This is a genomic window from Gemmobacter nectariphilus DSM 15620 (assembly GCF_000429765.1).
Lineage (GTDB): Bacteria > Pseudomonadota > Alphaproteobacteria > Rhodobacterales > Rhodobacteraceae > Wagnerdoeblera > Wagnerdoeblera nectariphila.
The window spans coordinates 496,346-521,607 of record NZ_AUCM01000003.1 but is presented as its reverse complement, the minus strand read 5'-3'; the positions used below and the strand labels follow the sequence as shown (position 1 = coordinate 521,607).

The window sequence follows — 25,262 nt, the reverse complement described above, 5'->3', positions numbered from 1 at the left end:
ACGCCATGACCTTTACCCTTGCCATCGTCGGCCGCCCCAATGTGGGCAAGTCCACGCTGTTCAACCGACTGGTCGGCAAGCGGCTGGCGCTGGTCGACGATCAGCCTGGCGTCACGCGCGATCTGCGCGAGGGGGACGCGCGGTTGATGGACATGCGCTTTACCGTGATCGACACGGCGGGTCTGGAAGAGGTCACCGATGACAGCCTTCAGGGCCGGATGCGCCGGTTGACCGAACGCGCGGTGGACATGGCCGATGTGTGCCTGTTCCTGATCGACGGCCGGGTCGGGGTGACGCCGACCGACAAGGTCTTTGCCGACATCCTGCGCCGCAAGCAGGCCAAGGTGATTCTGGGCGTCAACAAGGCCGAGGGCCGCGCCGGCGAATCCGGCGCCATCGAGGCCTGGGAGCTGGGCCTGGGCGAGCCGCTGCGCCTGTCCGCCGAACACGGCGAGGGGATGGAGGATCTGTATCAGGTCCTGCGCCCGATCGCCGGCGAATTCGCCGAACGCGCGGTGCAAGATGCCCCTGAAGTCGATGTGGACGTCCCCGAGGACAGCGAGGAGGAAGACACCGCCCCGCTGATCACCGCGGCGAAACCCCTTCAGATCGCCATCATCGGCCGCCCCAACGCGGGCAAGTCGACGCTGGTGAACAAGATCCTTGGCGAGGACCGCATGTTGACCGGCCCCGAGGCCGGCATCACGCGCGATGCCATCTCGGTCAAGGCCGAATGGCAGGGCACGCCGATCCGCATCTGGGACACCGCCGGGATGCGGAAAAAGGCCAAGGTGGTCGAGAAGCTGGAAAAGCTCTCGGTTGCTGACGGCCTGCGCGCCGTCCGGTTTGCCGAGGTGGTCGTGGTGCTGCTTGATGCCGCGATCCCGTTCGAGACGCAGGATCTGCGGATTGCCGATTTTGCCGAGACCGAGGGGCGGGCGGTCGTCGTTGCAGTGAACAAATGGGATCTGGAGGACGACAAGCAGGAAAAGCTGGTCGAGCTGAAGGAGATGTTCGAACGCCTGCTGCCCCAGCTGCGCGGTGCGCCGCTGGTCACGGTTTCGGCTCGGACCGGGCGGGGCATCGACCGGCTGCACGCCGCCATCCTCAAGGCCCATGCGGTCTGGAACCGCCGTGTGCCGACCGCCAAGCTGAACCAGTGGCTGGGCGCCATGACCGAAGCTCACCCGCCGCCGGCCCCGGGCGGGCACCGCATCAAGCTTCGCTACATGACCCAGGCCAAGACCCGCCCGCCGGGTTTCGTGGTGAAATGCTCGCGCCCCGACGAGCTGCCGGAAAGCTACAAGCGCTATCTGGTGAACGGGCTGCGCGAGACCTTTGACATGCCGGGCACGCCGATCCGCATCTTCCTGCGCGGGCAGGGCGATCAGAACCCCTACCGCGAGAAGAAGTTCCACACGCCCTCGCGACTGCGCAAGCATATGGACGGCAAGGCCGGCAAGAGCGGCAAGGAACGCTCGGGCCGGACCTGACGGCGGGCGGCGGCGGGGGCTGCTGCCCCCGCACCCCTGCTTCAAGGGGGCACGCCCCCTTGAAAATCCTGTGGGTATTTTCTGAAAGATGAAGCGAGCACCGGCGGTCCGCCATGACGGTCGCGGCGCAGCAATGCTTGCCGCGCGAGGGTCTTTCCAGTCCCTTCCCAGACCGACCGGAGCGCAGCGCGAGGCCCAAAAGGCTGCGGCCCGCCGTGGACGGCAGGCCGCCAGCCCGATCATACCTTCATGTCAAAGCCCAGGTGCTTGGCGACCGTGAAGATGTCCTTGTCGCCGCGGCCAGAGAGGTTGATCACGATGATCTGGTCCTTGGGCAGGGTGGGCGCAAGTTTCGCCACCTGGGCAAGGGCATGCGAGGATTCGAGTGCCGGAATGATCCCTTCCTGCGCGCAGCACAGCTGGAACGCCTCGAGCGCCTCTGCATCGGTGATCGAGACATATTCGACCCGGCGCATGTCGTGCAGCCAGGAATGTTCCGGCCCGATGCCCGGATAGTCGAGACCGGCCGAAATCGAATAGCCTTCGAGGATCTGGCCATCGGCATCTTGCAGCAGATAGGTGCGGTTGCCGTGCAGAACGCCCGGCCGCCCGCCGGTCAGCGAGGCGCAATGTTCCATGCGGTCGTCGACGCCCTTGCCGCCGGCCTCGACCCCGACGATGCGCACCGACGGGTCATCGAGGAACGGGTGGAACAGGCCCATGGCGTTCGATCCGCCCCCGACAGCGGCAACCAGCACGTCGGGCAGGCGGCCGGGGCCTTCCTGTTCCTCGAGCTGCCAGCGGGTTTCGCGGCCGATGATCGACTGGAAATCGCGCACCATCGCCGGATAAGGATGCGGGCCCGCGACGGTGCCGATGCAATAGAACGTGTCGCGCACATTGGTCACCCAATCGCGCAGCGCGTCGTTCATCGCATCCTTCAGCGTGCCGCGGCCTGAGGTGACGGGCACGACCTCGGCGCCCAGGAGGCGCATGCGGAACACGTTGGGGGCCTGGCGTTCCACATCATGCGCGCCCATGTAGACCACGCATTTCAGCCCGAACTTGGCGCAGACCGTGGCCGTGGCCACCCCGTGCTGACCGGCGCCGGTTTCCGCGATGATGCGTTCCTTGCCCATGCGGCGCGCCAGGATGATCTGGCCCAGCACGTTGTTGATCTTGTGCGCGCCGGTATGGTTCAGCTCTTCGCGCTTGAGATAGATTTTCGCGCCGCCGAAGTGCTGCGTCAGCCGTTCCGCATAGTAAAGCGGCGAGGGGCGACCGACATAGTGTTTCCACAGATAATCCATCTCGGCCCAGAAGGTCGGGTCGGTCTTGGCGATGTCGTATTGGCGTTCAAGTTCAAGGATCAGCGGCATCAGCGTTTCAGACACGAAACGCCCGCCAAAGATGCCGAAGCGGCCGGAATCATCCGGTCCGGTCATGTAGCTGTTCACCGCGGTATCCGCCATGTCGTCCCCCTGAGCTGTCGCCCCCATATAGCAGGCGCGGCGGGAATGGGAACAGGGCGAGCGAATGTGCAACGCCGCGCAGAGGGCTGCGCGGCGTCAAATGTGATCCAGTCTGGCCGTGGGCTCAGAACGGGATTTCGTCGTCGAAATCGCTGCTGCGCCCGCCGCCGAAACCGCCCTGATCGCGCCCGCCGCTGGCGCCCGAGCCGCCACCAAAGCCGCCCTGATCGCGCCCGCCGCCTGAATAGCCGCCGCCGCCCGAGCCGCCACCCGAATAGCCGCCCTCATAGCCGCCACCGCCGCCCGAGCCGCCTTCGCCGCGACCGTCAAGCAAGGTCAGCTCGCCCCGGTAGGGACGCAGCACGATTTCCGTCGTATAGCGGTCCTGGCCGGACTGGTCCTGCCATTTGCGGGTTTCCAGCGCGCCCTCGATATAGACCTTGGATCCCTTGCGCAGATATTGCTCGGCGATCTTGGCCAGCGGTTCGGAAAAGATCGCGACCGAATGCCATTCGGTGCGTTCCTTGCGCTCGCCCGAGGTGCGGTCACGCCAGGTTTCCGAAGTGGCGATGCGCAGGTTGACCACCTTGCCGCCATTCTGGAAGCTGCGCACCTCGGGGTCGCGGCCCAGATTGCCGACGATGATGACCTTGTTGACCGAGCCTGCCATGCGCTTCCCTTTCCGCTGTGCCGGACTGACCGGCGTCTTGACTTCGCGTATAGCCCGGCCCGGACGTGATCGCAATCGGCGCCGACTTGCCAAGGGGCGGCGCAGGGGTGGCGAAAGACGCAAAATCGGGTATAGTCCCGCGCGGAACGATTGCGGGTGACGTGCACGATGCGGGCGATCTTGCTGGCGGTGGCCGTGGCGGGGCTTGGTCTGGGGGCCGGGGCGGCTGCGGCGCAGGGGTTGAAACCGGGAACGGCCAAGGGGCGCGATGCGCTGTTCGCGCAGCAAAAGAAGCTGCTCGATACCCGGCTTTCGCGGCAATATGCCAATTCCGTCTCGTTGACCCCGAATGGCAAGAAACTGAAGGCGACCGCCTCGACCAGCGGGATGATCCCGCGCTATGCGGGGCGCTATCAAGGCGAATATCTGGCGACCGCCCGCGCGGCGGCGCAGCGCCATGGCATCCCCGAGGATCTGTTCCTGCGCCTTGTGCAGCAGGAATCGGGCTTCAATCCGCAGGCCGTGTCGCCCAAGGGGGCCACGGGGCTGGCACAATTGATGCCCGATACCGCGCGGCTGCTGGGGGTCGACATCAACGATCCGCACCAGAACCTTGATGGCGGGGCGCGCTATCTGAAACGGATGTATGCCCGCTTTGGCAACTGGCGCCACGCGCTGGCGGCCTATAACGCTGGGCCCGAGGCGGTGGAAAAGCACAACGGCATTCCGCCCTATGCGGAAACGCAGGCCTATGTCGTGGCGATCTTGGGGAACTGACGGATGGCTGACCTGACGCTTTATGGCATTCCGACCTGCGACACCTGCAAGAAGGCGCAGAAGGCGCTGGCGAACGAGGGGCACGCGGTGACCTTCCGCGATGTGCGGATGAACCCGCTGTCCGAGGCCGAGATTGCCGAGTTCGTCACCGAATTCGGCCCTGCGATCATCAACCGGCAATCGACGACCTGGCGGTCCTTGTCGGATTTCCTGCGCGAATCCGAACCCGAGGCGCAGCTGGCCGCCCAGCCCACCCTGATGAAACGCCCGGTGATCCGCGGGCCGCAGGGGCTGACGCTCGGCTGGACGGCCGAGGTGATGGCGGGCTACGGGCTTTAGGGGCAAGGGCGCCCCCGCCAGCCAGTGGAATGATTGCGCGCCCGGCCGGCCTGCTTTGCCTTTTTCCAAATACCCATCGACGCCCGGGCCAGGCGCCGGGGCCGACGCAAGGTCGCTCCGGCCCTGCCGATACCCCCGGAGGCGAAGCGGCGGCCGCGCTACCCGATCAGCCGCGCCAGCCGTTGCACGGCCAGCTCATAGCCCTGCACGCCGCAGCCTGCGATCACGCCCTCGGCGCGCAGGCTGACATAGGAATGATGGCGGAACGATTCGCGTTTGTGGATGTTCGAGATATGCACCTCGATCACAGGCGCCTCGAAGGCATTCAGCGCATCGAGCAGCGCGACCGAGGTATGGGTGAAGGCGCCGGGGTTGATGATCAGCCCCGCAGCCTGACCCCGCGCATGGTGGATCCAGTCGATCAGCTCGTATTCCCGGTTCGACTGATGCGCGACCAGCGACAGGCCAAAGCCTTGCGCCAGCTTGGTGCAGGCTGCGACCACATCGGCCAGCGTCTCGCGCCCGTAGATCTCGGGCTGGCGCTGGCCCAGCAGGTTCAGGTTGGGACCGTTCAGCAACAGGATCTGGCGCATGGCGACCTCCGGGGATCAGGCGCGGGGAATGTCGAAACCGGGCGGGGCAAGGGTGAAGCCGTCGAACCGGAACCCCGGCGAGACGGTGCAGGACACCAGCGTCCAGACGCCGGTCGTGCGCGCCGCCTGCCAGTGATGCGGCGGCACGATGAGTTGCGGCATCTCGCCCGCCAGAACGTCCGGCCCCAGCACGCGGTCCTGCGCGGGGCCAGCATCGGTTTCCGCGGTGGACAGGATCAGCGGCGCGCCGGCGTGGAACAGCCAGATCTCGGCCGCGTCCACCCGGTGCCAATGGCTGGCCTCGCCCTCCTGCAACAGGAACAGGATGGCGGTGCCTGTCGGGCGGCCGTCATTGTCGGCCGCCCAGGTCTGGCGATACCAGCCGCCTTCGGGGTGGGGTGCCAGCCCCAGGCGGTCGATGATCGCCCTGGCGCTCACTGGTTCAGTGCCTCGACACCCGGCAGGGGCTTGCCTTCCATCCATTCAAGGAAAGCCCCGCCCGCGGTGGAGATATAGCTGAACTTGTCCGCGACGCCCGCACGGTTCAGCGCGGCCACCGTATCGCCCCCACCCGCGACCGAGATCAGCTTGCCCTCGGCCGTCAGCGTGGCGGCCGCTGCGGCAGCGGCATTGGTCGCAGCATCGAACGGCTCCAGTTCAAAGGCGCCCAGCGGGCCGTTCCAGATCAGCGTGCGGCAGCCGGCAAAGACCTGTTCGATATGCGCGACCGCCTGTGGTCCGGCATCCAGGATCATCGCATCGGCCGGGCAGGCGGTGGCCGGCACGGTTTCATGCGGCGCGTTGGCGCGGAATTCGTGCGCGACGACCACATCGACCGGCAGATGGATCGTGCAGCCCGAGGCCAGCGCCTTGGCCATGATCTGCTTGGCCGTCTCGGCCATGTCGCGTTCGGCCAGGCTTTTGCCGACCTCGATCCCTTGCGCCACCAGGAAGGTGTTGGCCATGCCGCCGCCGATCACCAGATGGTTGACCCGCGTCACAAGATTGCCCAGCAGATCCAGCTTGGTCGAGACCTTGGCCCCGCCCACCACGGCCACCACCGGGCGCACCGGGGTGCCAAGCGCGGCTTCCAGCGCGCGCAGTTCCGCCTGCATCTGGCGCCCGGCACAGGCCGGCATCAGCCGCGCGATTCCATCGGTCGAGGCATGAGAGCGGTGCGCGGCGGAAAACGCATCGTTCACATAGACATCGCCAAGCGCCGCCAGCGAGGCGGCCATCATCGGATCGTTCTTTTCCTCGCCCGGGTGAAAGCGGGTGTTTTCCAGCAGCACCACATCGCCCGGCTGCATGGCCGTCACCGCCTGCTTGGCCGGGGCGCCGATGCAATCCTCGGCAAAGGTCACGCGGTGGCCGGGCAGGGCGGCCTGAAGCGCCGGGAACACCTGGGCCAGGCTCATTTCCGGCACGACCTTGCCCTTGGGCCGGTCGAAATGCGCCAGCAGCACCGGACGGCCGCCCTTGGCGATCACATCCTCGATCGTCGGCACGATCTTTTCGATCCGCGTGGCATCGGTGACCTTGCCGTCTTCCACCGGCACGTTGATATCCACCCGGATCAGCACCGTCTTGCCTTGCAGATCCATGTCGTCAAGCGTCTTCCAGGCCATCGTATCCCCCGAACTGGTCGGCCTCTATTCCCAAGGGATCGCGGCAACGTCAACCGCTTTGGCCTTCCCCTTGGGCAGACTTCCCCCTAGTGTCGCGCGCGAGCGAAAAGGAGGCACATCATGGCCGAGATCAAGGATCCCGAAAACACCATCATCATGACGCTGAAGGACGGCGATGTGGTGATCGAGCTGCTGCCGGCGGTGGCGCCCAAGCATAGCGAGCGGATGAAGGAACTGGCCCGCGCCGGCGCCTATGACGGCGTGGTGTTCCACCGCGTGATCGAAGGCTTCATGGCCCAGACCGGCGATGTGGAAAACGGCAATGCCGACAGCCCGGCCTTCAACATCCGCCGCGCGGGGACGGGTGGCAGCGATCTGCCGGACCTGCCGGCCGAATTCTCCAAGCTGCCGCATGACCGTGGCACGCTGGGCGCTGCGCGCTCGATGAACCCGAACAGCGCGAACAGCCAGTTCTTCATCAACTTCAAGGACAACCATTTCCTGAACGGCCAATACACCGTCTATGGCCGCGTGCTGTCGGGGATGGAATTCGTTGACAAGATCGTCCGCGGCGAGCCGCCGGCAAGCCCCGACAAGATGATCAAGGTCCGGGTGGCCTCGGATGCGTAAGCTTCTGGGCGCTGTCGCGGCGCTGGCGCTGATGACGGGCGCGGCGCTGGCCGGGCCGAAACTGGCGATCGAGGTGTCGGGCGATGCCAAGGGCACCGTCGTCATCGAGCTGCGCGACGATCTGGCGCCAAAGCATGTCGAGCGGATCGTGAGCCTTGCGAAAGAGGGCGCCTATGATGGCGTCGCCTTTCACCGGGTGATCGAGGGGTTCATGGCCCAGACCGGCGATGTGGAATTCGGCAAGGGCCCCGACATGTCGCGTGCCGGCATGGGCGGATCCAAGCTGCCGGACCTCAAGGCCGAATTCTCCTCGGCCCCGTTCGATCGCGGTGTCGTCGGCATGGCGCGAGCGATGGATCCGAACAGCGCGAACAGCCAGTTCTTCATCATGTTCGCCCCGGCCCCGCATCTGAACGGGCAATATACCGTGGTTGGTCAGGTCGTGTCGGGCATGGACGTCGTGGACGCGATCAAGCGCGGATCCGGCCAGTCGGGCGCCGTGCGCGGCGTGCCGGACGTGATGGCAAAGGTCACGGTTCAGGACTGATCAAAGGGGGCCTTCGGGCCCCCTTTGCACGGCCGGGGGTCAGCCCGCAAAATCCGCCCGGACCGCCCCGGTGATCCGCACCAGCGTTTCGGCGTCGATGGCGAAGATGTGGCGCGGGGTGCCGGCGGCGGCCCAGAGTTGCGGAAAGTCGAACAGCCGCGGGTCGATCCAGACCGGCAGGTCGGTCAGGTGGCCGACCGGGGCGACACCGCCGATGGCAAACCCCGTCTCGGCGCGGATCAGGGCGGCATCGGCCTTGCCCAGCGGCTCGCCCGCCAGCGCGCTGGCCTTGGCGGCATCCACCTGATTGCCGCCCGCCGTCAGGAACAGCTTGACGTGGCCGGACTCCAGCCCCTTGAAGATGATGGATTTTGCGATCTGGTCGATTTCGCATCCGGCGGCGGTGGCGGCTTCGGCGGCGGTGCGGGTGCTGTCGGGCATCTCGCGCACCTCGGTTGCGACGCCTGCGGTGGCAAGGGCGGCCTTGACCCGTTCCAGACTGCTGCTCATGGCGGTTCCTTTCCGTTGCGTCCAAAGGCTTAGCGGCCGTGGCACCGCGCCGCAAGGCGGGGCGTTGACGGCGCCGGGGCGCCCGCGCAATCTGCGCCCATGTCCTTTGCATCGCGCCTCACCCGCCAGCCCATTGCCTATGATCCCGATGCGGGGGCCGATGCGGCCCGCGCCTTTGGCGATTTGGCCCCAGAAATTCGCGGCCTGATCGAAGGGACCGCCGGTTGCAGCCCCTATCTCAAGGGCCTGATGGGGCGCGAGGGTGAGTGGCTGCGCGCCGCGCTGGCCGCCGACCCTGATGGGGTGCTGGCGGCGGAACTGGACCCGCTGGCGGCTGTGGCGCTGGCTGACCTGCCAGCCGCCCTGCGCCGGGCCAAGCGGCGCATCGCGCTTTATGCCGCGCTGGCCGATCTGGGCGGGGTCTGGCCGCTGGAGCGGGTGACGGGCGCGCTGACGGCACTGGCCGACCGGGCGGTCGATCTGTCGCTGAAACGGTTGGTGGCCGAGGAGATCCGGCGCAACAAGCTGCCGGGGCAGGGGCCGGATGATGCCGAGATCGCAGGCGGCATGGTGGCGCTGGCCATGGGCAAGATGGGCGCGGGCGAGCTGAATTATTCCTCGGACATCGACCTGATCTGCCTGTTCGACGAAACCCGCTATGAAGGTCTGGACGCGCAAGAGGCGCGGGCGGCCTTTATCCGTGTCACACGCAAGATGAGCGGGATTCTGTCCGACATCACCGGCGATGGCTATGTGTTCCGGTCCGACCTGCGGCTGCGCCCCGATGCCAGCGTGACGCCGGTCTGCATTTCGATGGCGGCGGCGGAACAGTATTACGAATCGGTCGGGCGCACCTGGGAACGCGCGGCCTATATCAAGGCGCGCCCCTGCGGCGGCGATCTGGAGGCCGGCTGGCGGTTCCTGCGCACGCTGACCCCGTTCGTCTGGCGGCGGCATCTGGATTTCGTGGCCATTCAGGATGCCCATGACATGCGGCTGCGGATCCGCGATCACAAGGGCCTTGCCGGGCCGGTGGTGATCGAGGATCACGACATGAAGCTGGGCATTGGCGGCATCCGCGAGATCGAGTTCTTCACCCAGACCCGCCAGCTGATCGCCGGGGGCCGCGATCCCGATCTGCGCGATCGCACCACGGTGGGCGGGCTGGCGGCGCTGGCGTCCAGGGGCTGGATCTCGCAAGCGGTGGCCGACGATCTGACCGGCCTTTACCGCCAGCACCGCGAGGTGGAACACCGCCTGCAAATGGTCAACGATGCCCAGACCCACCGGATGCCCGCGACGCCCGAAGGCATCGACCGCATCGCCCGGTTCTGCGGCGAAGGCGATACGGCGGCCTTCCGCAAGGCGCTCAAGGGTCGGCTGACGCAGGTGGCCGAACTGACCGAAAGCTTCTTTGCCCCCGGCGAGGCCGCCGATGGCCCCGAGCTGTCACCGCAGATGACCGGGATCGTCGATGGCTGGCGCAGCTATCCGGCGCTGCGGTCGGAACGCGCCCAGCGCATCTTCAAGCGGCTGCGCCCGCAACTGCTGGCCCGCATGATGCGCGCGGCCAACCCGGACGAGGCGCTGAGCGCCTTTGACGGGTTCCTGTCGGGCCTGCCGGCCGGGGTGCAGCTGTTCGCGCTGTTCGATGCCAACCCCTCGCTGATCGACCTGATCGTCGATATTGCCGCAACGGCCCCGGAACTGGCGCGTCATCTGTCGCGCAATTCGGCGGTGCTGGATGCGGTGATCGGGGGCAGCTTCTTTGCCCCCTGGCCCGGCGTGCCGGTGCTGGTGCAAGGGCTGACGGCCCAGCTGGACACCGTCGCGGACTATGAGAAGAAGCTGGATCTGGCGCGCGCCTGGATGAAGGAATGGCATTTCCGAATTGGCGTTCACCATCTGCGCGGGTTGATCGACGCCTTTGAAGCCGGCAAGTGCTATGCCGAGCTGGCCGAGGCGGTGCTGGTCGCGGTCTGGCCGGTGGTTCTGGCGGAATTTGCCCGCAAGCATGGGTCCCAGCCGGGGCGCGGGGCGGTGGTGCTGGGCATGGGCTCGCTGGGGGCGGGCCGGTTGAACGCGGGTTCGGATCTGGACCTGATCGTGATCTATGATGCCGAAGCGGTCGAAAGTTCGGACGGGCCGCGGCCTTTGGCCACGCGCACCTATTTCGCGCGGCTGACTCAGGCGCTGGTCACGGCGCTGTCCGCGCCGATGCCGAACGGGCGGCTTTACGAGGTCGACATGCGGCTGCGCCCGTCGGGGCGGCAAGGGCCGGTGGCAACCTCGTGGCCTGCGTTCCGTAGCTATCAGGAAACCGAGGCCTGGACCTGGGAGCACCTGGCGCTGACCCGTGCCCGCCCGCTGACGGGCAATCTGGACCTGGGGGCCGAGGTCGAGGACTTTCGCCGCGCGCTGCTGGCGGACAAGGGCAAGGGCGCATCGGTACGCGGGGATGTCGCGGACATGCGGGCGCGTCTGCTGGCCCACAAGCCGGGCGGCGGCTGGGAGGCCAAGGCCGGCCCTGGCCGCATCATGGATATCGAGCTGACGGCCCAGACCTGCGCGCTGATCGCTGGCGATCCGGCCCGCCGGGTCGAGGCGCAGCTGCGCGCCGGGGCGCGGGCCGGGGTGCTGTCACGGCCCGAGGAAGAGCGGCTGTTGTCGGCCTATCGCCTTCTGTGGCGGGTGCAGGCGGCGGGGCGGCTTCTGTCGGTTGCGGTGCCCGATCCGGGCCAGATGGGCGAAGGCGCGCGGGCCTTTGTGCTGCGGGAATGCGGGGTCGAGACGGCCGAGGCCCTGGGCGAGCGGATCACCGAGCTGACCACGGGGGCCGAGGCGGTGATTGGCGCCGTGATGGCAGGTTGAGGGCGCCTGTGGGGCGGGCAGTGTCTGGGGGCCTTGCCCCCGGCTGCTGTCGTGCCTCTGGCCGGTGCTGCGCCTGCCCCAGGATATTTAAGGACAGATGAAGGGGGGCCGGTCAGGGGGCCGGGAAGAACGCCTCGGGGCTGCGCATGGCGGGCAGGGCGCGCATCCGGGCGATCCAGCCGGTCAGTGCCGCGTTGGGGGAAACGCCGGCCTCGTCCAGCCACTGGGCATAGCCCCAGACCGCACAATCGCCAATCCCGGGGGCGGCGCCGTGCAGGAAGGGGGCATCGCCCAGCAGCAGCGCAAAGCGGGCCTTGTCGGTCTCATAGCGCATGCGCAGCCAGTCGGTGGCGCCGGGCGGAAAGCCCTGGCCCTTGACGCGGCGCTCTTCCTTGAGCTGCGGCAGGCACATGCCGATGCGGTTCGCCTCCCACATCAGGATCTCGCGCCCGCGGCGCAAGCCATCGGCGTTTTCGCCGCCAAGGATGCCGTAGCGGGTCGCAAGCTCCAGAAGGATTGCCCCTGATTGCACATGGGGCGCCCCGTCGATCATCAGCAGCGGCACTTCGGCAAAGGGGCTGTTCGCCAGGAACTCGGCCGGGCGGGTTTCGCGCGGCGCCCAGATATCGACCCGCACCGTGCGATGGGGCAGCCCCGCCAGCGCCAGCGCCAAGGCAACCTTGCAGGCGTGGCCCGAATCGGGATGGCCATAAAGAACGAGAGTGGACATCGCTTGCTCCTGAGCTGTTGCCCGATAGGGCGCAGGGGCCTTTCCCCTTGTCAAGCAGGCCGCGTCGCCGCAGGCTGGGCACAGTCAGGGAGGACTTTCGTGCAACGCCCCATCGCCTCGATCGACGACGTGCAGCAGATGCTTGCGGCGCAATCCTATGTCTGTGGCCGTCCGCTGGCCACGGTGCTGTTCCTTGCGCTGCGCCTTGGCCGGCCGCTGTTCCTTGAGGGCGAGGCCGGCACCGGCAAGACCGAGATCGCCAAGGCCATTGCCGCCGCGCTTGGCCGCCGCCTGATCCGGTTGCAATGCTACGAGGGGCTGGATGCGGCCTCGGCGGTTTACGAGTGGAACTTTGCCGCGCAGATGGTGGCCATTCGCGCGGCCGAAGCCTCGGGCGATGCCGATCGGCTGCGGGGCGATCTGTTCGGGCCCGAGTTCCTGATCGAACGCCCGCTGTTGCAGGCGATGCGGCCGCAAGATGGTGGCGCCCCCGTCCTGCTGATCGACGAGATCGACCGCACGGATGAACCTTTTGAAGCCTTCCTGCTGGAGGCGCTGTCGGATTTTCAGGTGACGATCCCCGAGCTGGGCACCGTGCGCGCCCCCGAGCCGCCCATCGTCATCCTGACCTCGAATCGCACGCGCGAGGTGCATGATGCGCTCAAGCGCCGGTGCCTTTACCATTGGGTCGATTACCCCGATTTCGCCCGCGAGATCGAGATATTGCACGCCCGCGCGCCCGAAGCCTCCGAGGTGCTCAGCCGCGAGGTGGTCGCCTTTGTCCAGCGTCTGCGGGGCGAGGATCTGTTCAAGAAGCCTGGCGTTGCCGAAACCATCGACTGGGCGAAATGCCTGCTGGCGCTGGATGTGCTGACGCTCTCGCCCGAGGTGATTTCCGACACGCTGGGGGCGATCCTGAAGTATCAGGACGATATCGCCCGCCTTCAGGGGATGGAGGCCAAACGCCTGCTGGACGAGGCGCGGCGCAGCCTGGAGCCGGTCTGACGCGGCTGGCTACGAGTCGGCCGGCCCCGGGTCGGGCGCCGCGCATCGCCTCGTTTCAACGCGGTGCGCGACCCCAGACATGGATTCCCGGCCAGAGGTCGCCCGCGCGATTGGCGGTGCGCGGGCGAATATCCCGGCGGGCAGTAAAATCTTTGGCGCGTGACGCGTTGCGGCGCGCCGCCCCAACCCCCTTTCCCGCTTGGCCTGTTTGCAGGTCGCGCTGCAGGAGGGGGCACGATCTTGTGGCAAACATTTGGGGTATCGCAATCTTTCCCCTTGACGCCCCCCGCGCCACACCTTAGGACGCCGCCCAGTGGCTAGGTAGCTCAGTTGGTTAGAGCACATGACTCATAATCATGGGGTCGGGGGTTCGAGTCCCCCCCTCGCCACCACTTCAACACCCATCGTCTGACTGGCTGCCAGACCGGCGCCTTGCGTTGGGCCGCCGTGTCCCGGTTGGTGTCCGACCGGAAATCCCGCTCGTGTGCATATGCTTGCGGTGCTCAAGCACCGGCACTTGCATGGCAAGCCTTCGGCCATGCCATCCGCCAAGGTGGCGACGCCTGCCGTTTCGCTGTAAGGCTGGGGCCAGATCGGGCACAAGCAGAAGGGCTATCGACATGACCGGGCTGTCCAACCTTATCCGTCAGGGCCGCGGGGCCGAGCCGGCCGATCTGGTGCTCAAGGGCGGGCGGGTGTTCTGCGTTGTTACGGGCGAGGCGATCGAGGGCGATGTCGCGATCTGCGGCGACACCATCGTCGGGATCGGGCACGACTACAGAGGCACGCGCGAAATCGACGTGACGGGCAAATGGCTGGTGCCAGGATTCATCGACACGCATCTGCATATCGAAAGCTCGCTGGTCACTCCGTTCGAATTTGACCGCTGCGTGGCGCCGCGCGGGGTGACGACCGCGATCTGCGATCCGCATGAAATTGCCAATGTGGCGGGGGTGCCGGGGATTCGCTATTTCCTCGACGCCTCGCAGCACACGGTGATGAGCATCCGGGTCAACCTGTCGTCCTGCGTGCCCTCCTCTCCGATGGAGACCGCAGGCGCGCGGATCGAGGCCGAGGATCTGGTGCCGCTGATGGACCACCCGGCGGTGATCGGGCTGGCCGAGTTCATGAACTACCCCGGTGTCCTCCACGAGGATCCAGGCTGCATGGCCAAGCTGAACGCGTTTCGCGGCCGCCATATCGACGGTCACGCGCCGCTTTTGTCCGGGCGCGATCTGAACGCCTATGTCGCTGCCGGGATCCGAACCGAACACGAGGCCACCAGCGCGGCCGAGGCGCGCGAGAAGCTGCAAAAGGGGCTGCGGGTGCTGATCCGCGAAGGGTCGGTCAGCAAGGACATGGTGGCGCTGGCGCCGGTGCTGACCCTGGCGACCAGCCCCTACATGTGCCTGTGCACCGATGACCGGAACCCGCTGGACATCGCCGAATATGGCCATCTCGACCATATGATCCGCTATCTGATCGGGCAGGGCATTCCGCCGCTCGCGGTCTATCGCGCGGCCAGCCTGTCGGCGGCAGAGGCGTTCGGGCTCAAGGATCGCGGCCAGATCGTTGCCGGACGGCGGGCGGATATCGTCGTGATGGACCGGCTGGAGGACTGCCGCGCCGATCTGGTGCTGTGCGGTGGCGTCGTCGTGGGCGACGCAGCCTTTGCCGCGCGTGGTCATGTGGCGCCGGTGGCGCGCGGGTCGGTCAAGGCGGCCCGGGTCGGGCCACAGGATTTCCGCTACCGCGGCAACACTGACGAGGTGCCGGTGATCGGCATCTGGCCTGGCAAGATCCTGACCGAACATATCCGCGAGGTCATCGCCCCGGTCGACGGCGACCGCCGCCCCGCCCCCGCGCGCGATCTGATGCGCATCACCGTGATCGAACGCCACGGGATCAACGGCAACATTGCCAACGGCTTCGTGCGCGGCTTCGGGATGCAGGCGGGGGCCATTGCCTCGACCGTCTGCCACGATCACCACAATATCGCGGTGGTCGGGGCGGATTACGCCGATATGGCGCTGGCTGCGAACCGCCTCGGCGAGATCGAGGGCGGCTTTGTCGTGGTCAAGGATGGCAAGGTGCTGGCCGAACTCGCCTTGCCGGTCGCGGGGCTCATGAGCCTCGAGCCCTTCGAGGTGGTGCACGAGGCCTTGGAACAGCTGCGTGCCGCCGCCGTCTCGCTGGGTGTCGTGCTGGAAGAGCCGTTCCTGCAACTCGCCTTCCTGGCCCTGCCGGTGATCCCGCACCTGAAGATCACCGATCGCGGCATGGTCGATGTGGACCGCTTCTGCCTGATCGAAGGCTAGGCCCCCGCGATCCCCCTCTGGTCTTTGCCTTTTCTCAAATACCCATCACCGCCGGGGCCCCGCGCCCCGGCAAGGGGGAGGTTCCCCCTTCCGCCCGCCCCCATCCCGGCGCATACTCGGCCCCCAGAACAGGGGGGCAGCCATGGACGACCGACACGACCGCATCCCGGAAATCGCGCTGGACTGGCACCGGCAAGGCAAGGGCGCGGCCCTTGCCACCGTGGTCGAAACCTGGGGATCGGCCCCCCGGCAGGCGGGCAGCCAGCTCGCCGTGTCGGGCGCCGGCGAGATCATGGGCTCGGTCTCGGGCGGCTGTGTCGAAGGCGCCGTCGTCACCGAAGCGCTGGAAGCGATGGAGGATGGCAAAAGCCGCCTCCTGACCTTTGGCGTGGCGGACGAGACCGCGTTTTCCGTGGGTCTGGCCTGTGGCGGCACCATCCGCGTCCTGGTCGAGCCGGTGGGCGGCGCGCAAGGTATTCCCGAGGCGATGCTGGCCGATCTGGTCACCGCCCGCGCGGCGCGCGCGCCCCTTGCCTATTCGGTGCACCTGACCGACTGGTCGCGCAGGCTTTACACCCCCGGCACGGCGCCCGAGGCGATTCGCGCCCGGTTCCGCTCTGACCGTTCCGGGCTGGCCGAGGATGGCAGCTTCATCGCCATCCACAACCCGCCGCTGCGCCTGATCGTCGTGGGCGCCGTGCATATCGCCCAGGCGCTGGTTCCCATGGCGCGGCTGGCGGGATTTGATCCGGTGCTGATCGACCCGCGCGATGCCTTCGGCTCGGCTGCGCGGTTCCCCGGCGAGACGCTGCTGAATGACTGGCCGGATGAGGCGATGACGGTCCTGCGCCCCGACATGCGCACGGCCGTCGTGACGCTGACCCACGATACGAAACTGGACGATCCGGCAATCCTGGCCGCGCTGGCCAGCGAATGCTTCTACCTGGGCTGTCTTGGATCCACCCGCACCCATGCCAAACGGCTGGAGCGGCTGCGCGCCGCTGGCGTCACCGAATCGCAGATCGCCCGCATTCATGCGCCGGTCGGCCTGAACATCGGTGCCGCGACCCCGGCCGAAATTGCTGTATCGGTGCTGGCCCAGATCATCGAACGGCTGAGGAAGGGCTGATGCGCTTTGGCCCCGTTCCGCTGGATCAGGCGCAAGGGGCCGTGCTGGCGCATTCGGTGCAGCTGCCAGCCGGGCGGTTGCGCAAGGGGCAGGTGTTGAACGCCGCCCATCTGGATCAGTTGCGCGCCGCCGGCTGGCAAGACATCACCGTGGCCCGGCTTGACCCCGGCGATGTGCCCGAGGATGCGGCGGCACTGCGTCTGGCCAAGGCGCTGGTGGCCGGGCAGGGGCTGCGCATCCAGCCGGTCGGCACCGGGCGCGTCAATATTCATGCGACGGGTCCGGGCGTTCTGCGCATTCATGCCGACGCGATCCATGCGGCCAATGCCGTTGACCCGATGATCACCGTGGCGACCTTGCCTGAATGGCAGCGGCTTGACCCCGACACGATGGCGGCCACCGTCAAGATCATCGCCTATGCCGTGCCGGGCGCGGCGCTGGAGCGCGCTTGCGCGGCGGCGGCCGGGGCGCTGGCGCTATGCCCGCCTGTGCTGCGCAGTGCCGTCCTGATCGAGACGCGGATCGGCGACGATCCGCCCCCCGACAAGGGCGCCCGCGTCACTGCGGCGCGGCTTGATCGCCTTGGGCTGGCGCTGTCCGGGCACCATGTCGTGCCGCATCGCGCGGCGGATCTGGCACAGGCCCTGCGCGAGGTTTCCAGGGCGGATCTCATCTTGATCCTGACCGGCTCGGCGACGTCAGACCCGATGGATGTGGCACCCTCTGCCTTGCGGCTTGCGGGCGGGGTGGTCGATCATGTCGGAATGCCGGTCGATCCTGGCAACCTGCTGTTTGTCGGTCACCTCGATGGGCGGCCGGTGATCGGCCTGCCGGGTTGCGCCCGATCGCCGGCGCTGAACGGGGCCGACTGGGTGCTGGAACGCATCGCCTGCGGCATTCCCGTCGGCCCTGCGGACATCGCCGCGATGGGGGTTGGCGGGCTGTTGACCGAAATCCCCACCCGCCCGCGCCCGCGTGCCTCAGGCGATATTTCCCAGCGGAAATAAGGTTTTGCAGTGCGGCATCGAAAATCCCCGCAAAGTGACACCTATTGAGCGAAGCGGTTGTAGACGCAGCGGAATCGCCGTGCTTAACTCCCTCTGCCAGCCAGCTACATAGGGAGGAGCACGCATGGCAAAGGTGACCATGACGGTGAACGGGCGCGCCATGTCGGCCGAGGCCGAGGGGCGGACGCTGCTATCCGATTTCTTGCGGCAGGGGCTTGGCCTGACCGGCACGCATGTGGGCTGCGATACCAGCCAATGCGGGGCCTGCACGGTGCATGTCGACGGATTGGCGGTGAAGAGCTGCTCGGTTCTGGCGATGGATGTCGCGGGGGCCAATGTGACGACGATCGAGGGGATGGCGAATGCCGATGGCTCGCTCTCGACCTTGCAACAGGCGTTTCAGGACCATCACGGCCTGCAATGCGGCTTCTGCACGCCGGGCATGGTGATGTCAGCGGCGGCGCTGCTGGCCGACACCCCCAAGCCGACCGAGGCCGAGGTGCGCCATCATCTTGAAGGCAACATCTGCCGCTGCACGGGCTATCACAACATCGTCAAGGCGGTGCTTGCGGCCTCGGGTCAGGATGTGGGCAAGGTCGGCATCGCGGCCGAATGATCTGAACTGACTGGCTGCACGGGGCGGAGGGGCCCCGTTCAGGCAACTGTCGCACAGGCGGGACTTGCCCGTCATGACAAGCATTCAGGGGAGGATTCCATGCCGAAAGATGGCGGCATCGGCGCCAGCACAAAGCGGCGCGAGGACGTGCGGTTCCTGACCGGGAACGGCCGTTATACCGACGATATCAACCTGCGCGGCCAGCTTCACGCGCATTTCCTGCGCAGCGAGGTGGCTCATGGCCGCATCCGCGGTCTGGACACTGCGGCCGCGGCCGCGATGCCGGGGGTCGTGCGCATCTTCACGGGGGCCGATTTTGCGGCCATCGGCGGCTTGCCCTGCGGCTGGCAGGTGACAGACCGTTTCGGCCAGCCGATGCAGGAACCCAAGCACCCGGTTCTGGCCGATGGCAAGGTGCGCCATGTGGGTGATCCCATCGCCGTTGTGGTGGCCGAAACGCTGGAACAGGCCCGCGATGCCGCCGAGGCGATCGTCGTCGACATCGAGGAACTGCCCGCCGTCATCGACATGAAGGCAGCCTTGGCGCCCGATGCTCCGAAGGTGCATGAAGATCTGACTTCAAACCTTTGCTATGACTGGGGTTTTGTCGAGGAAAACCGCGAAGCCGTGGCCGAGGCGTTCCGCAAGGCCGACCATGTGGTCAGCCTTGATCTGGTGAACAACCGTCTGGTCGCCAACCCGATGGAGCCGCGCGTCGCCGTCGGCGATTACGATCCGTGGAACGACATGTCCACGCTGTATACCACCAGCCAGAACCCGCATGTGATCCGGCTGTTGATGGGGGCCTTCGTGCTGGGCATCCCGGAACACCGGCTGCGCGTGGTGGCACCGGATGTGGGCGGTGGGTTCGGATCCAAGATTTTCCACTATGCCGAAGAAGCCTTCTGCACTTTCGCGGCCAGAGCGTTGAAACGGCCTGTGAAATGGACCTCGACCCGGTCCGAGGCCTTCATCACCGATGCCCATGGCCGCGATCATGTCACGCGGATCGAGCTGGCATTGGACAAGGATCATAACTTCACGGCCCTGCGGACGGAAACCCTTGCGAATATGGGGGCTTATCTGTCGACCTTCTCGTCCTCGGTGCCGACCTGGTTGCACGGGACGCTCATGGCGGGCAACTATAGCACGCCGCTGATCTATGTGAACGTCAAGGCGGTGTTCACCAATACCGTGCCGGTGGATGCCTATCGCGGGGCTGGCCGCCCCGAAGCCACGTTCCAGCTGGAACGCCTGATCGACAAGGCTGCGCGCCAGCTGGGCGTTGACCCGATCGAGCTGCGGCGCAAGAACTTCATCCAGCCTGACCAGTTCCCCTATCAGACCCCGGTCGCGGTGGTCTATGATACCGGCAACTATCAGGCCACGATGGACAAGCTGTTGCAGGTGGCCGATTATTCGGGTCTTGAGGCCCGTGTGGCCGAGGCGAAGAAGCGCGGCAAGCTGCGCGGGTTCGGCATCATCCATTACATCGAGGCATGCGGCATCGCGCCGTCGAACCTGGTGGGCCAACTGGGTGCCCGCGCGGGACTTTATGAAAGCGCGACGGTGCGGGTGAATGCCACGGGGTCGATTTCCGTGTTCACCGGCAGCCATTCCCATGGTCAGGGCCACGAGACGACCTTTGCCCAGGTCGTGGCCGAGATGATCGGGATTGATGCGGGACAAGTCGAGATCGTTCACGGCGATACCCAGAACACGCCGATGGGCATGGGCACCTATGGCAGCCGGTCCCTGGCGGTCGGCGGCTCGGCGCTGGTCAAGGCGACGAACAAGATCATCAACAAGGCCAAGAAGATAGCGGCCCATCTTCTCGAAGCGTCTGAAGACGATATCGAGCTGAAGGACGGCAAGTTCTCGGTCGCGGGAACGGACAAGTCGGTCGACTGGGCCGGGGTCACGCTGGCCGCCTATGTGCCGCACAACTACCCGCTGGAAAGCATGGAACCGGGGCTGGAAGAGACGGCATTCTACGATCCGTCGAACTTCACCTATCCCTCGGGTGCCTATGGCTGCGAGGTCGAGGTAGACCCCGACACCGGCAAGGTCGAGGTTGTGTCCTTTGCGGCGGCTGACGATTTTGGCAATATCGTCAACCCGATGATCGTCGAAGGTCAAGTGCATGGCGGTCTGGCGCAGGGCATTGGCCAGGCGTTGCTGGAAAACTGTGTCTATGACGAAAACGGCCAGCTTCTCAGCGGCTCGTTCATGGATTACGCCATGCCGCGCGCCGATGATGTGCCGTTCTATCGAGTCGATCACAGCTGCAACACGCCCTGCACCCACAACCCGCTTGGGGTGAAGGGCTGCGGCGAGGCAGGCGCCATCGGCTCGCCGCCTGCCGTGGTCAATGCGGTGATCGACGCGCTGCACCGGGGCGGCTACACCCACGTCAGCCATATCGACATGCCCGTCTCGCCGGCCCGCGTCTGGGCCGCGATGCACACGAAGTAACGGAGGCAACCCCATGTATGACTTCGAATTTGTCAAACCTGCCTCTTTGGCCGAGGCCGTGGCGGCCATGGGCCGGGACGGGGCGCAGGCGCTGTCGGGGGGCATGACCTTGCTGCCCACGATGAAGCAGCGCCTGAACCAGCCGGACAGTCTGGTCAGCCTGAACGGGCTGGCCGAGCTGAAGGGGGTGTCGGTGGCGGGCGGTGTGCTGACCATCGGCGCCGCGACCACCCATGCCACCGTGGCACGCGAAGCTGGCGCCTATCCGGCCTTGGCCGCGCTGGCCGGGCAGATCGGCGATCCGATGGTGCGCAACCGGGGCACCATCGGTGGCTCTCTGGCCAACAACGACCCGGCGGCCTGCTATCCGTCGGCGGTGCTGGCCTCGGGCGCGACCGTTGTCACCAATCAGCGCGAGATCGCGGCGGACGATTATTTCCAGGGCCTGTTCTCGACCGCGCTGGAAGAGGGCGAGATCATCACGGCGGTCAAGTTCCCGATCCCGGACAAGGCGGCCTATGTGAAATTCGCCCAGCCCGCGTCGCGCTTTGCCCTGACCGGGGTGTTCGTGGCCAAGGGACCGGCGGGGGTGCGCGTTGCCGTCACCGGCGCATCCGAAGATGGCGTCTTCCGCTGGACCGAGGCCGAAGAGGCGCTGAGCGCAAACTTCGCCCCCTCGGCGCTGGACGGGCTGACGGTCGAGGCCGATGGCATGATCGGCGATCTGCACGGCACGCCCGAATATCGGGCGCATCTGGTCAAGGTCATCACCAAACGCGCGGTCGCTGCCGCCGGTTGAATGCCATGACGCAACGGCGCTGCCCCCTTGGGGCGGCGCCTGCTGGACATGGCGGCCCTGCTTTGCCATCACCACGATGCGCCAGAGCAGGAGACCGCCATGACCCAGACCCTTTACGCCACCCGCCCCGAGGACCTTCCCCCGCGCGAGGTGCTGCTGTCCATGTCGGGTCTGGAATTCACCCAGGCCATGCTGGACGGCCGCTTGCCCGGCCCGGCGATGGCGCAAACGCTGAACTTCACCCTGACAGAGATCGACAAGGGCCGCGCCGTGTTTCGGGGCGCACCCAAATTCGCCTTCACGAACCCGATGGGCGGGGTGCATGGCGGCTGGTATGGCGCTGTCCTTGATTCGGCGCTTGGCTGCGCGGCGATGACCATGGTGCCCAAGGGCAGCTGGTATACGACGCTGGAATTCAAGGTGAACATCGCCCGCGCCCTGCCGGTCGGGTCCGAGATCGAGGCGGTCGCAAACGTCCAGCACGCCGGGCGCAGCACCGTGGTGGCCGAGGCCGTTCTGTGCGGCCTGGCCGATGGCAAGGTCTATGCCACCGGCTCGACCACCTGCATCATCATGCAGGGCTAGGCGGCAGCCGCTGCCAGCGTGCGGATCCGCTCGACCATCGCGCGCACGCCGTTCGATCGCTGCGAGGACAGATGGTCATGCAGGCCAAGGCGCCCAAGTTCGGCATGGGCGTCAATCGCGCCCACCTCGGCCACCGGAACACCGGCATAGAGCGCGTGCAGCACGGCGATCAGCCCGCGCACGATCAGCGCATCGCTGTCGCCCTGAAAATCGAACCGGCCGTCTGCAATGGCCGGATGCAGCCAGACCTGGCTGGCGCAGCCATCCACCTTGGTCGCCGGCACTTTCAGCGCCTCGGGCATCGGGGCCATGGCTTTGCCAAGTTCGATGACATGGCGATAACGATCTTCCCAATCGTCAAGGAATTCGAAGGTTTCGGCAATATCTTCAAAGGCAGGCGTGGCCATGGCGGTCTCCGTGGGTTGATCATCACCTAAGACCGGCGCAGCAATGTGTCCACCCCGGAGGCCGGGCTTTTCAAAGCGCGCGCCTTGGGCTAGGCAGGGAGGGAAGAACCGGATCGGAGGGGCGGATGCGCAAGAGCCTTTTGGCAGCCTTGGCGGCGGTAGTGGTCGTGACCGGCTGTGCGTCGGTGCGCGACTCGCGCCTGAACCCGTTCAACTGGTTCGGCCGGTCGGAAAAGGCTGCCGCGGTCGCGGCCGAACCCGTGCGCGACGAGGGCCGGGTTCCCGTCGCCCAGGTGACAGAGCTGTTCGTCGAGCCCACGGTCGGCGGGGCGATCATCCGGGCCAAGGGCCTGCCGCCCACCCAGGGTTGGTATGCTGCCGAACTGATCCAGGAAGAGGTGGAAAAGCCGGGAGAGCTGGTGTTCCGCTTTGTGCTGAAACAGCCTGCGGCCGCCGTTTCGGGAACGCCGATGTCGCGTGAAGTCACCGTTGCGACCTTTGTTTCGGACTTCAAGCTGGAAGGCGTGCGCACGATCACCGTGACCGGCAGCGACAACGCCCGCACGACGCGGCGGCGCTGATCAGCGGCGCCATATCCAGGCATGGCCGGCCAGCGCGCCTTGCGCCTTGGCCAGCAGCCGCAGCGAGGCGGATCGGGGCAGGGTGCGCCCGCTGGCGATCCGCTCGACCACCAGCTCGACCGGGCAAGGCCGCCCTGTGATCGGGTCGCGGTAGCGGGGGTAGTCTATCAACACCGCATGGGCCAGCGCCGCCACCGTGGGGCGTTCCTGCCGCCGGGCGGGCACCGGGCCCAGATCGCGCGTCAGCCCCCAGCCAGCATAGAAGGGCGCGCCCAGACAGGTCACGCGACGGCCGCGGAGCAGCGCCTCGAACCCCAGGCCGGAGGTCATCGTCCAGACCTCATCGGCCAGATCCAGCGCCGCCGCCGCATCCACGCCAGACAGCACCGCATCGGCCAAGCCGGGCAGCCGATCCGCTGGCACCGCACCAGGGCGCAGGCCCGCCTCGACATCGGGATGCGGCTTCCACAGGATCACCGCTGCGGGATTATCGGCGCGCACCCGTTCCAGCAGGGCAAGGTTGGTCTGCACCTCGCCTGCGCCAAGGCGGATGCTGGCATCATCTTCGACCTGACCGGGCACAAGGATGCGGTGTCCGGCGGGCACATCGGGGGCCGTGCCGCCAAGGTTGTATTTCGTCACCCCCGCGCTGGTCAGCCGGGCGATCAGCCGGTCGGCCCGGGCGATCTGACCGGGGCGCAGCCGTGCCCTGACCAGCCGTTCCAGCTGGCTGGGCCGGGTCGGGTCGTAGTAGATGCCGCAGTCATCCAGCACCAGCGAGAGCGGCGGCACCAGATCGGCGCCCAGACCGCGCGAGCGGATCAGCCCATCCTCGACCCGCACCGCCGATGCGCCCGCCGGGGTCTGGCCCCAGACCATCAGTCGGCGGCCGCTGGCCTGAGCCATGGTTTCCGCGCGGGCCGGGACGGCAAAGCGCAAGGGACGTTCGCGCCCGAAGAAGCCTTGCAAGGGGCCGCGCTTCCACAGCCGCATTCCGCTGGCGACCCACCCCTTGCGGTCGTCGCGAAAGGCGCGCACCTCGGCCTCCAGCTGGTCGAGCGCGGTTTCAAAGCTGCACAGCCGGTCGCGGCAGGGGTCATACCAGATCGGCGCCAGGATCATCGCCCCGGCAAAGATCTGCGCCCGCGTCAGGTTGCGGTGCCGGCGCGGCAGCGGCCCGCCATGATCCTCGGTCAGGCCCCAGCCGGCATAGAACGGGCGGCCAAAGACCTGCGGCCGGTGGCCGGCCAGAATCGCCTCGAACCCCAGTTGCGAGCTGACGGTGTAGACGGCGATGGCGCCTTCCAGCAGCACCTGGGGCGCGACAGGATCGGTCAGCAGGGTGACACCATCCCGCGCATCTTCGGGGCCGAAATGCCCCTCGCGCAGCCCGGCGGCGGTTTCGGGATGGGTGCGGATCACGATGGGGCGGCCGGGGTGGTCGTCCTGCGCGCGAAACAGCATCTCGCGGAAGGTGCCATAGCCCGCGCCGCTGGCCGCAATCGAGGCATCGCCCCGCGTCTGGTCGACGATCAGCACATAACCCGGCGGCGGGCCGGGCAGGGCGGGGTCGTGCTGGTTGTATTTCGACAGCCGCTGATCTGCCAGCCGGGCCATCCCCTCGCGCGCGCGGTCCAGCAGGGCGGAATCGTCCAGCGGGTGGCCGGCCAGCAGCGTTTCCAGATGCGAGGGGGCAGAAGGGTCGAAATGCACCCCGCCGCCAGGGTCGATCATCAGCCCTAGCGGCCCGTCGCCCCTCCGCCTGGCCCGCCCGGGCGCGATCGAGCGCAGAAAGGCATCCTCGACCCGGATCAGTGGCAGATCTTGCGTCGCGGCCAGGGCCTCGGCCTTGGGCGACAGCGGGCTGCGGCCCCAGGTGCCAACTGCGTCACCCGGGCGCGGGGACATGCCGGGCAGCGCGGGCATGGGCACCCGCCCGGCCAGAGTCAGGATCCGTCGCACCCGTCCGGGCAACCACAGGCCCGGCGCGGTGCACCAGAGCCGTTGCGGCGCCTTGTCTGTCGTTTGCATGATCGGTCCCGCCCGTGCCCTGTCCGCCCGGTTCTGTGCCGGGCTGCCA

Annotated in this window: 24 protein-coding genes and 1 tRNA gene; 16 read left to right on the top strand and 9 right to left on the bottom strand. The window is 67.2% G+C overall.

The features are described from left to right. Window positions 1–5: 5 nt before the first annotated feature. The gene (der, locus tag G481_RS0102490; RefSeq protein ID WP_028028594.1) at window positions 6–1,493 is read left to right on the top strand and encodes a ribosome biogenesis GTPase Der; all 1,488 of its coding nucleotides are present in this window, start codon (window positions 6–8) and stop codon (window positions 1,491–1,493) included. A 239-nt stretch (window positions 1,494–1,732) separates the two neighbouring features. Here der and trpB read toward each other — a convergent pair whose 3' ends face one another. Both trpB and ssb read right to left on the bottom strand, forming a co-directional pair. Further along, complete coding sequence (trpB, locus tag G481_RS0102485) at window positions 1,733–2,965, bottom strand: tryptophan synthase subunit beta (protein WP_028028593.1); 1,233 nt, start codon at window positions 2,963–2,965, stop codon at window positions 1,733–1,735. Between the two features lie 124 nt (window positions 2,966–3,089). Further along, entirely contained in the window at window positions 3,090–3,635 is a 546-nt protein-coding gene (gene ssb / locus G481_RS0102480; RefSeq protein ID WP_028028592.1) for a single-stranded DNA-binding protein, read from the bottom strand. Window positions 3,636–3,803: 168 nt separating this feature from the next. Between ssb and G481_RS0102475 the strand changes: the two genes are divergently transcribed. Together G481_RS0102475 and G481_RS0102470 are read left to right on the top strand one after the other, a co-directional pair. Beyond that, window positions 3,804–4,412 carry a lytic transglycosylase domain-containing protein gene (locus G481_RS0102475; RefSeq protein WP_028028591.1) on the top strand — a complete coding sequence of 203 codons (609 nt, stop codon included), beginning with the start codon at window positions 3,804–3,806 and terminating at the stop codon, window positions 4,410–4,412. Between the two features lie 12 nt (window positions 4,413–4,424). Further along, the gene (locus tag G481_RS0102470; protein WP_028028590.1) at window positions 4,425–4,751 is read left to right on the top strand and encodes an ArsC/Spx/MgsR family protein; all 327 of its coding nucleotides are present in this window, start codon (window positions 4,425–4,427) and stop codon (window positions 4,749–4,751) included. A gap of 158 nt (window positions 4,752–4,909) precedes the next feature. On the opposite strand, the gene aroQ is transcribed toward G481_RS0102470, so the two are convergent. Genes aroQ through G481_RS0102455 form a run of 3 tightly spaced genes read right to left on the bottom strand, consistent with a single transcriptional unit; the run spans window position 4,910 to window position 6,972 of the window. Next, on the bottom strand, window positions 4,910–5,344 hold the full coding sequence (gene aroQ, locus G481_RS0102465) for a type II 3-dehydroquinate dehydratase (protein ID WP_028028589.1): 435 nt from the start codon (window positions 5,342–5,344) through the stop codon (window positions 4,910–4,912). A gap of 15 nt (window positions 5,345–5,359) precedes the next feature. After that, complete coding sequence (locus tag G481_RS0102460; protein WP_028028588.1) at window positions 5,360–5,782, bottom strand: cupin domain-containing protein; 423 nt, start codon at window positions 5,780–5,782, stop codon at window positions 5,360–5,362. Further along, on the bottom strand, window positions 5,779–6,972 hold the full coding sequence (locus G481_RS0102455; RefSeq protein WP_028028587.1) for a phosphoglycerate kinase: 1,194 nt from the start codon (window positions 6,970–6,972) through the stop codon (window positions 5,779–5,781). The genes G481_RS0102460 and G481_RS0102455 overlap by 4 nt, the downstream gene beginning before the upstream one ends. 120 nt (window positions 6,973–7,092) lie before the next feature. Between G481_RS0102455 and G481_RS0102450 the strand changes: the two genes are divergently transcribed. Both G481_RS0102450 and G481_RS0102445 read left to right on the top strand, forming a co-directional pair. Further along, a complete protein-coding gene (locus tag G481_RS0102450) occupies window positions 7,093–7,602 on the top strand; it encodes a peptidylprolyl isomerase (protein ID WP_028028586.1) in 510 nt (169 codons plus the stop codon). Then, the gene (locus G481_RS0102445; RefSeq protein WP_028028585.1) at window positions 7,595–8,149 is read left to right on the top strand and encodes a peptidylprolyl isomerase; all 555 of its coding nucleotides are present in this window, start codon (window positions 7,595–7,597) and stop codon (window positions 8,147–8,149) included. Before G481_RS0102450 ends, G481_RS0102445 begins: the two co-directional genes overlap by 8 nt. Before the next feature lie 39 nt (window positions 8,150–8,188). On the opposite strand, the gene G481_RS0102440 is transcribed toward G481_RS0102445, so the two are convergent. Then, the gene (locus tag G481_RS0102440) at window positions 8,189–8,659 is read right to left on the bottom strand and encodes a YbaK/EbsC family protein (RefSeq protein WP_028028584.1); all 471 of its coding nucleotides are present in this window, start codon (window positions 8,657–8,659) and stop codon (window positions 8,189–8,191) included. A 99-nt stretch (window positions 8,660–8,758) separates the two neighbouring features. On the opposite strand from G481_RS0102440, the gene G481_RS0102435 reads away from it, so the two are divergent. Further along, a complete protein-coding gene (locus G481_RS0102435) occupies window positions 8,759–11,530 on the top strand; it encodes a bifunctional [glutamate--ammonia ligase]-adenylyl-L-tyrosine phosphorylase/[glutamate--ammonia-ligase] adenylyltransferase (RefSeq protein ID WP_028028583.1) in 2,772 nt (923 codons plus the stop codon). Between the two features lie 112 nt (window positions 11,531–11,642). Here the strand turns inward: G481_RS0102435 and G481_RS0102430 are convergent, their stop codons facing one another. Continuing rightward, the gene (locus tag G481_RS0102430; protein ID WP_028028582.1) at window positions 11,643–12,260 is read right to left on the bottom strand and encodes a glutathione S-transferase family protein; all 618 of its coding nucleotides are present in this window, start codon (window positions 12,258–12,260) and stop codon (window positions 11,643–11,645) included. 138 nt (window positions 12,261–12,398) lie between these two features. On the opposite strand from G481_RS0102430, the gene G481_RS0102425 reads away from it, so the two are divergent. From G481_RS0102425 to G481_RS0102380, 9 genes are all read left to right on the top strand, one after another. Beyond that, a complete protein-coding gene (locus tag G481_RS0102425; RefSeq protein ID WP_425402450.1) occupies window positions 12,399–13,265 on the top strand; it encodes an AAA family ATPase in 867 nt (288 codons plus the stop codon). Between the two features lie 315 nt (window positions 13,266–13,580). After that, window positions 13,581–13,657 (top strand) — tRNA-Met (locus G481_RS0102420). Between the two features lie 228 nt (window positions 13,658–13,885). Further along, the gene (gene ade / locus G481_RS0102410) at window positions 13,886–15,583 is read left to right on the top strand and encodes an adenine deaminase (RefSeq protein ID WP_028028580.1); all 1,698 of its coding nucleotides are present in this window, start codon (window positions 13,886–13,888) and stop codon (window positions 15,581–15,583) included. Window positions 15,584–15,725: 142 nt separating this feature from the next. Further along, on the top strand, window positions 15,726–16,712 hold the full coding sequence (locus G481_RS0102405; protein WP_028028579.1) for an XdhC family protein: 987 nt from the start codon (window positions 15,726–15,728) through the stop codon (window positions 16,710–16,712). Beyond that, a complete protein-coding gene (locus tag G481_RS0102400) occupies window positions 16,712–17,719 on the top strand; it encodes a molybdopterin-binding protein (RefSeq protein WP_028028578.1) in 1,008 nt (335 codons plus the stop codon). Before G481_RS0102405 ends, G481_RS0102400 begins: the two co-directional genes overlap by 1 nt. A gap of 124 nt (window positions 17,720–17,843) precedes the next feature. Continuing rightward, window positions 17,844–18,335: a (2Fe-2S)-binding protein gene (locus G481_RS0102395; RefSeq protein WP_028028577.1), complete on the top strand. Its 492-nt coding sequence runs from the start codon at window positions 17,844–17,846 to the stop codon at window positions 18,333–18,335. 99 nt (window positions 18,336–18,434) lie between these two features. Then, the gene (locus tag G481_RS0102390) at window positions 18,435–20,810 is read left to right on the top strand and encodes a xanthine dehydrogenase family protein molybdopterin-binding subunit (protein ID WP_028028576.1); all 2,376 of its coding nucleotides are present in this window, start codon (window positions 18,435–18,437) and stop codon (window positions 20,808–20,810) included. Between the two features lie 13 nt (window positions 20,811–20,823). Continuing rightward, on the top strand, window positions 20,824–21,609 hold the full coding sequence (locus G481_RS0102385; protein ID WP_028028575.1) for an FAD binding domain-containing protein: 786 nt from the start codon (window positions 20,824–20,826) through the stop codon (window positions 21,607–21,609). 99 nt (window positions 21,610–21,708) lie between these two features. Next, on the top strand, window positions 21,709–22,194 hold the full coding sequence (locus G481_RS0102380; RefSeq protein WP_028028574.1) for a PaaI family thioesterase: 486 nt from the start codon (window positions 21,709–21,711) through the stop codon (window positions 22,192–22,194). Here the strand turns inward: G481_RS0102380 and G481_RS0102375 are convergent. Further along, the gene (locus tag G481_RS0102375; RefSeq protein ID WP_028028573.1) at window positions 22,191–22,601 is read right to left on the bottom strand and encodes a SufE family protein; all 411 of its coding nucleotides are present in this window, start codon (window positions 22,599–22,601) and stop codon (window positions 22,191–22,193) included. The genes G481_RS0102380 and G481_RS0102375 overlap by 4 nt on opposite strands. A 125-nt stretch (window positions 22,602–22,726) precedes the next feature. Between G481_RS0102375 and G481_RS0102370 the strand changes: the two genes are divergently transcribed. Then, window positions 22,727–23,182 (top strand): hypothetical protein, encoded by a 456-nt coding sequence (locus G481_RS0102370; protein WP_028028572.1) that lies wholly within the window; start codon window positions 22,727–22,729, stop codon window positions 23,180–23,182. Here the strand turns inward: G481_RS0102370 and G481_RS0102365 are convergent, their stop codons facing one another. Beyond that, complete coding sequence (locus G481_RS0102365; RefSeq protein WP_035024795.1) at window positions 23,183–25,213, bottom strand: capsular polysaccharide biosynthesis protein; 2,031 nt, start codon at window positions 25,211–25,213, stop codon at window positions 23,183–23,185. Window positions 25,214–25,262 lie beyond the last annotated feature (49 nt).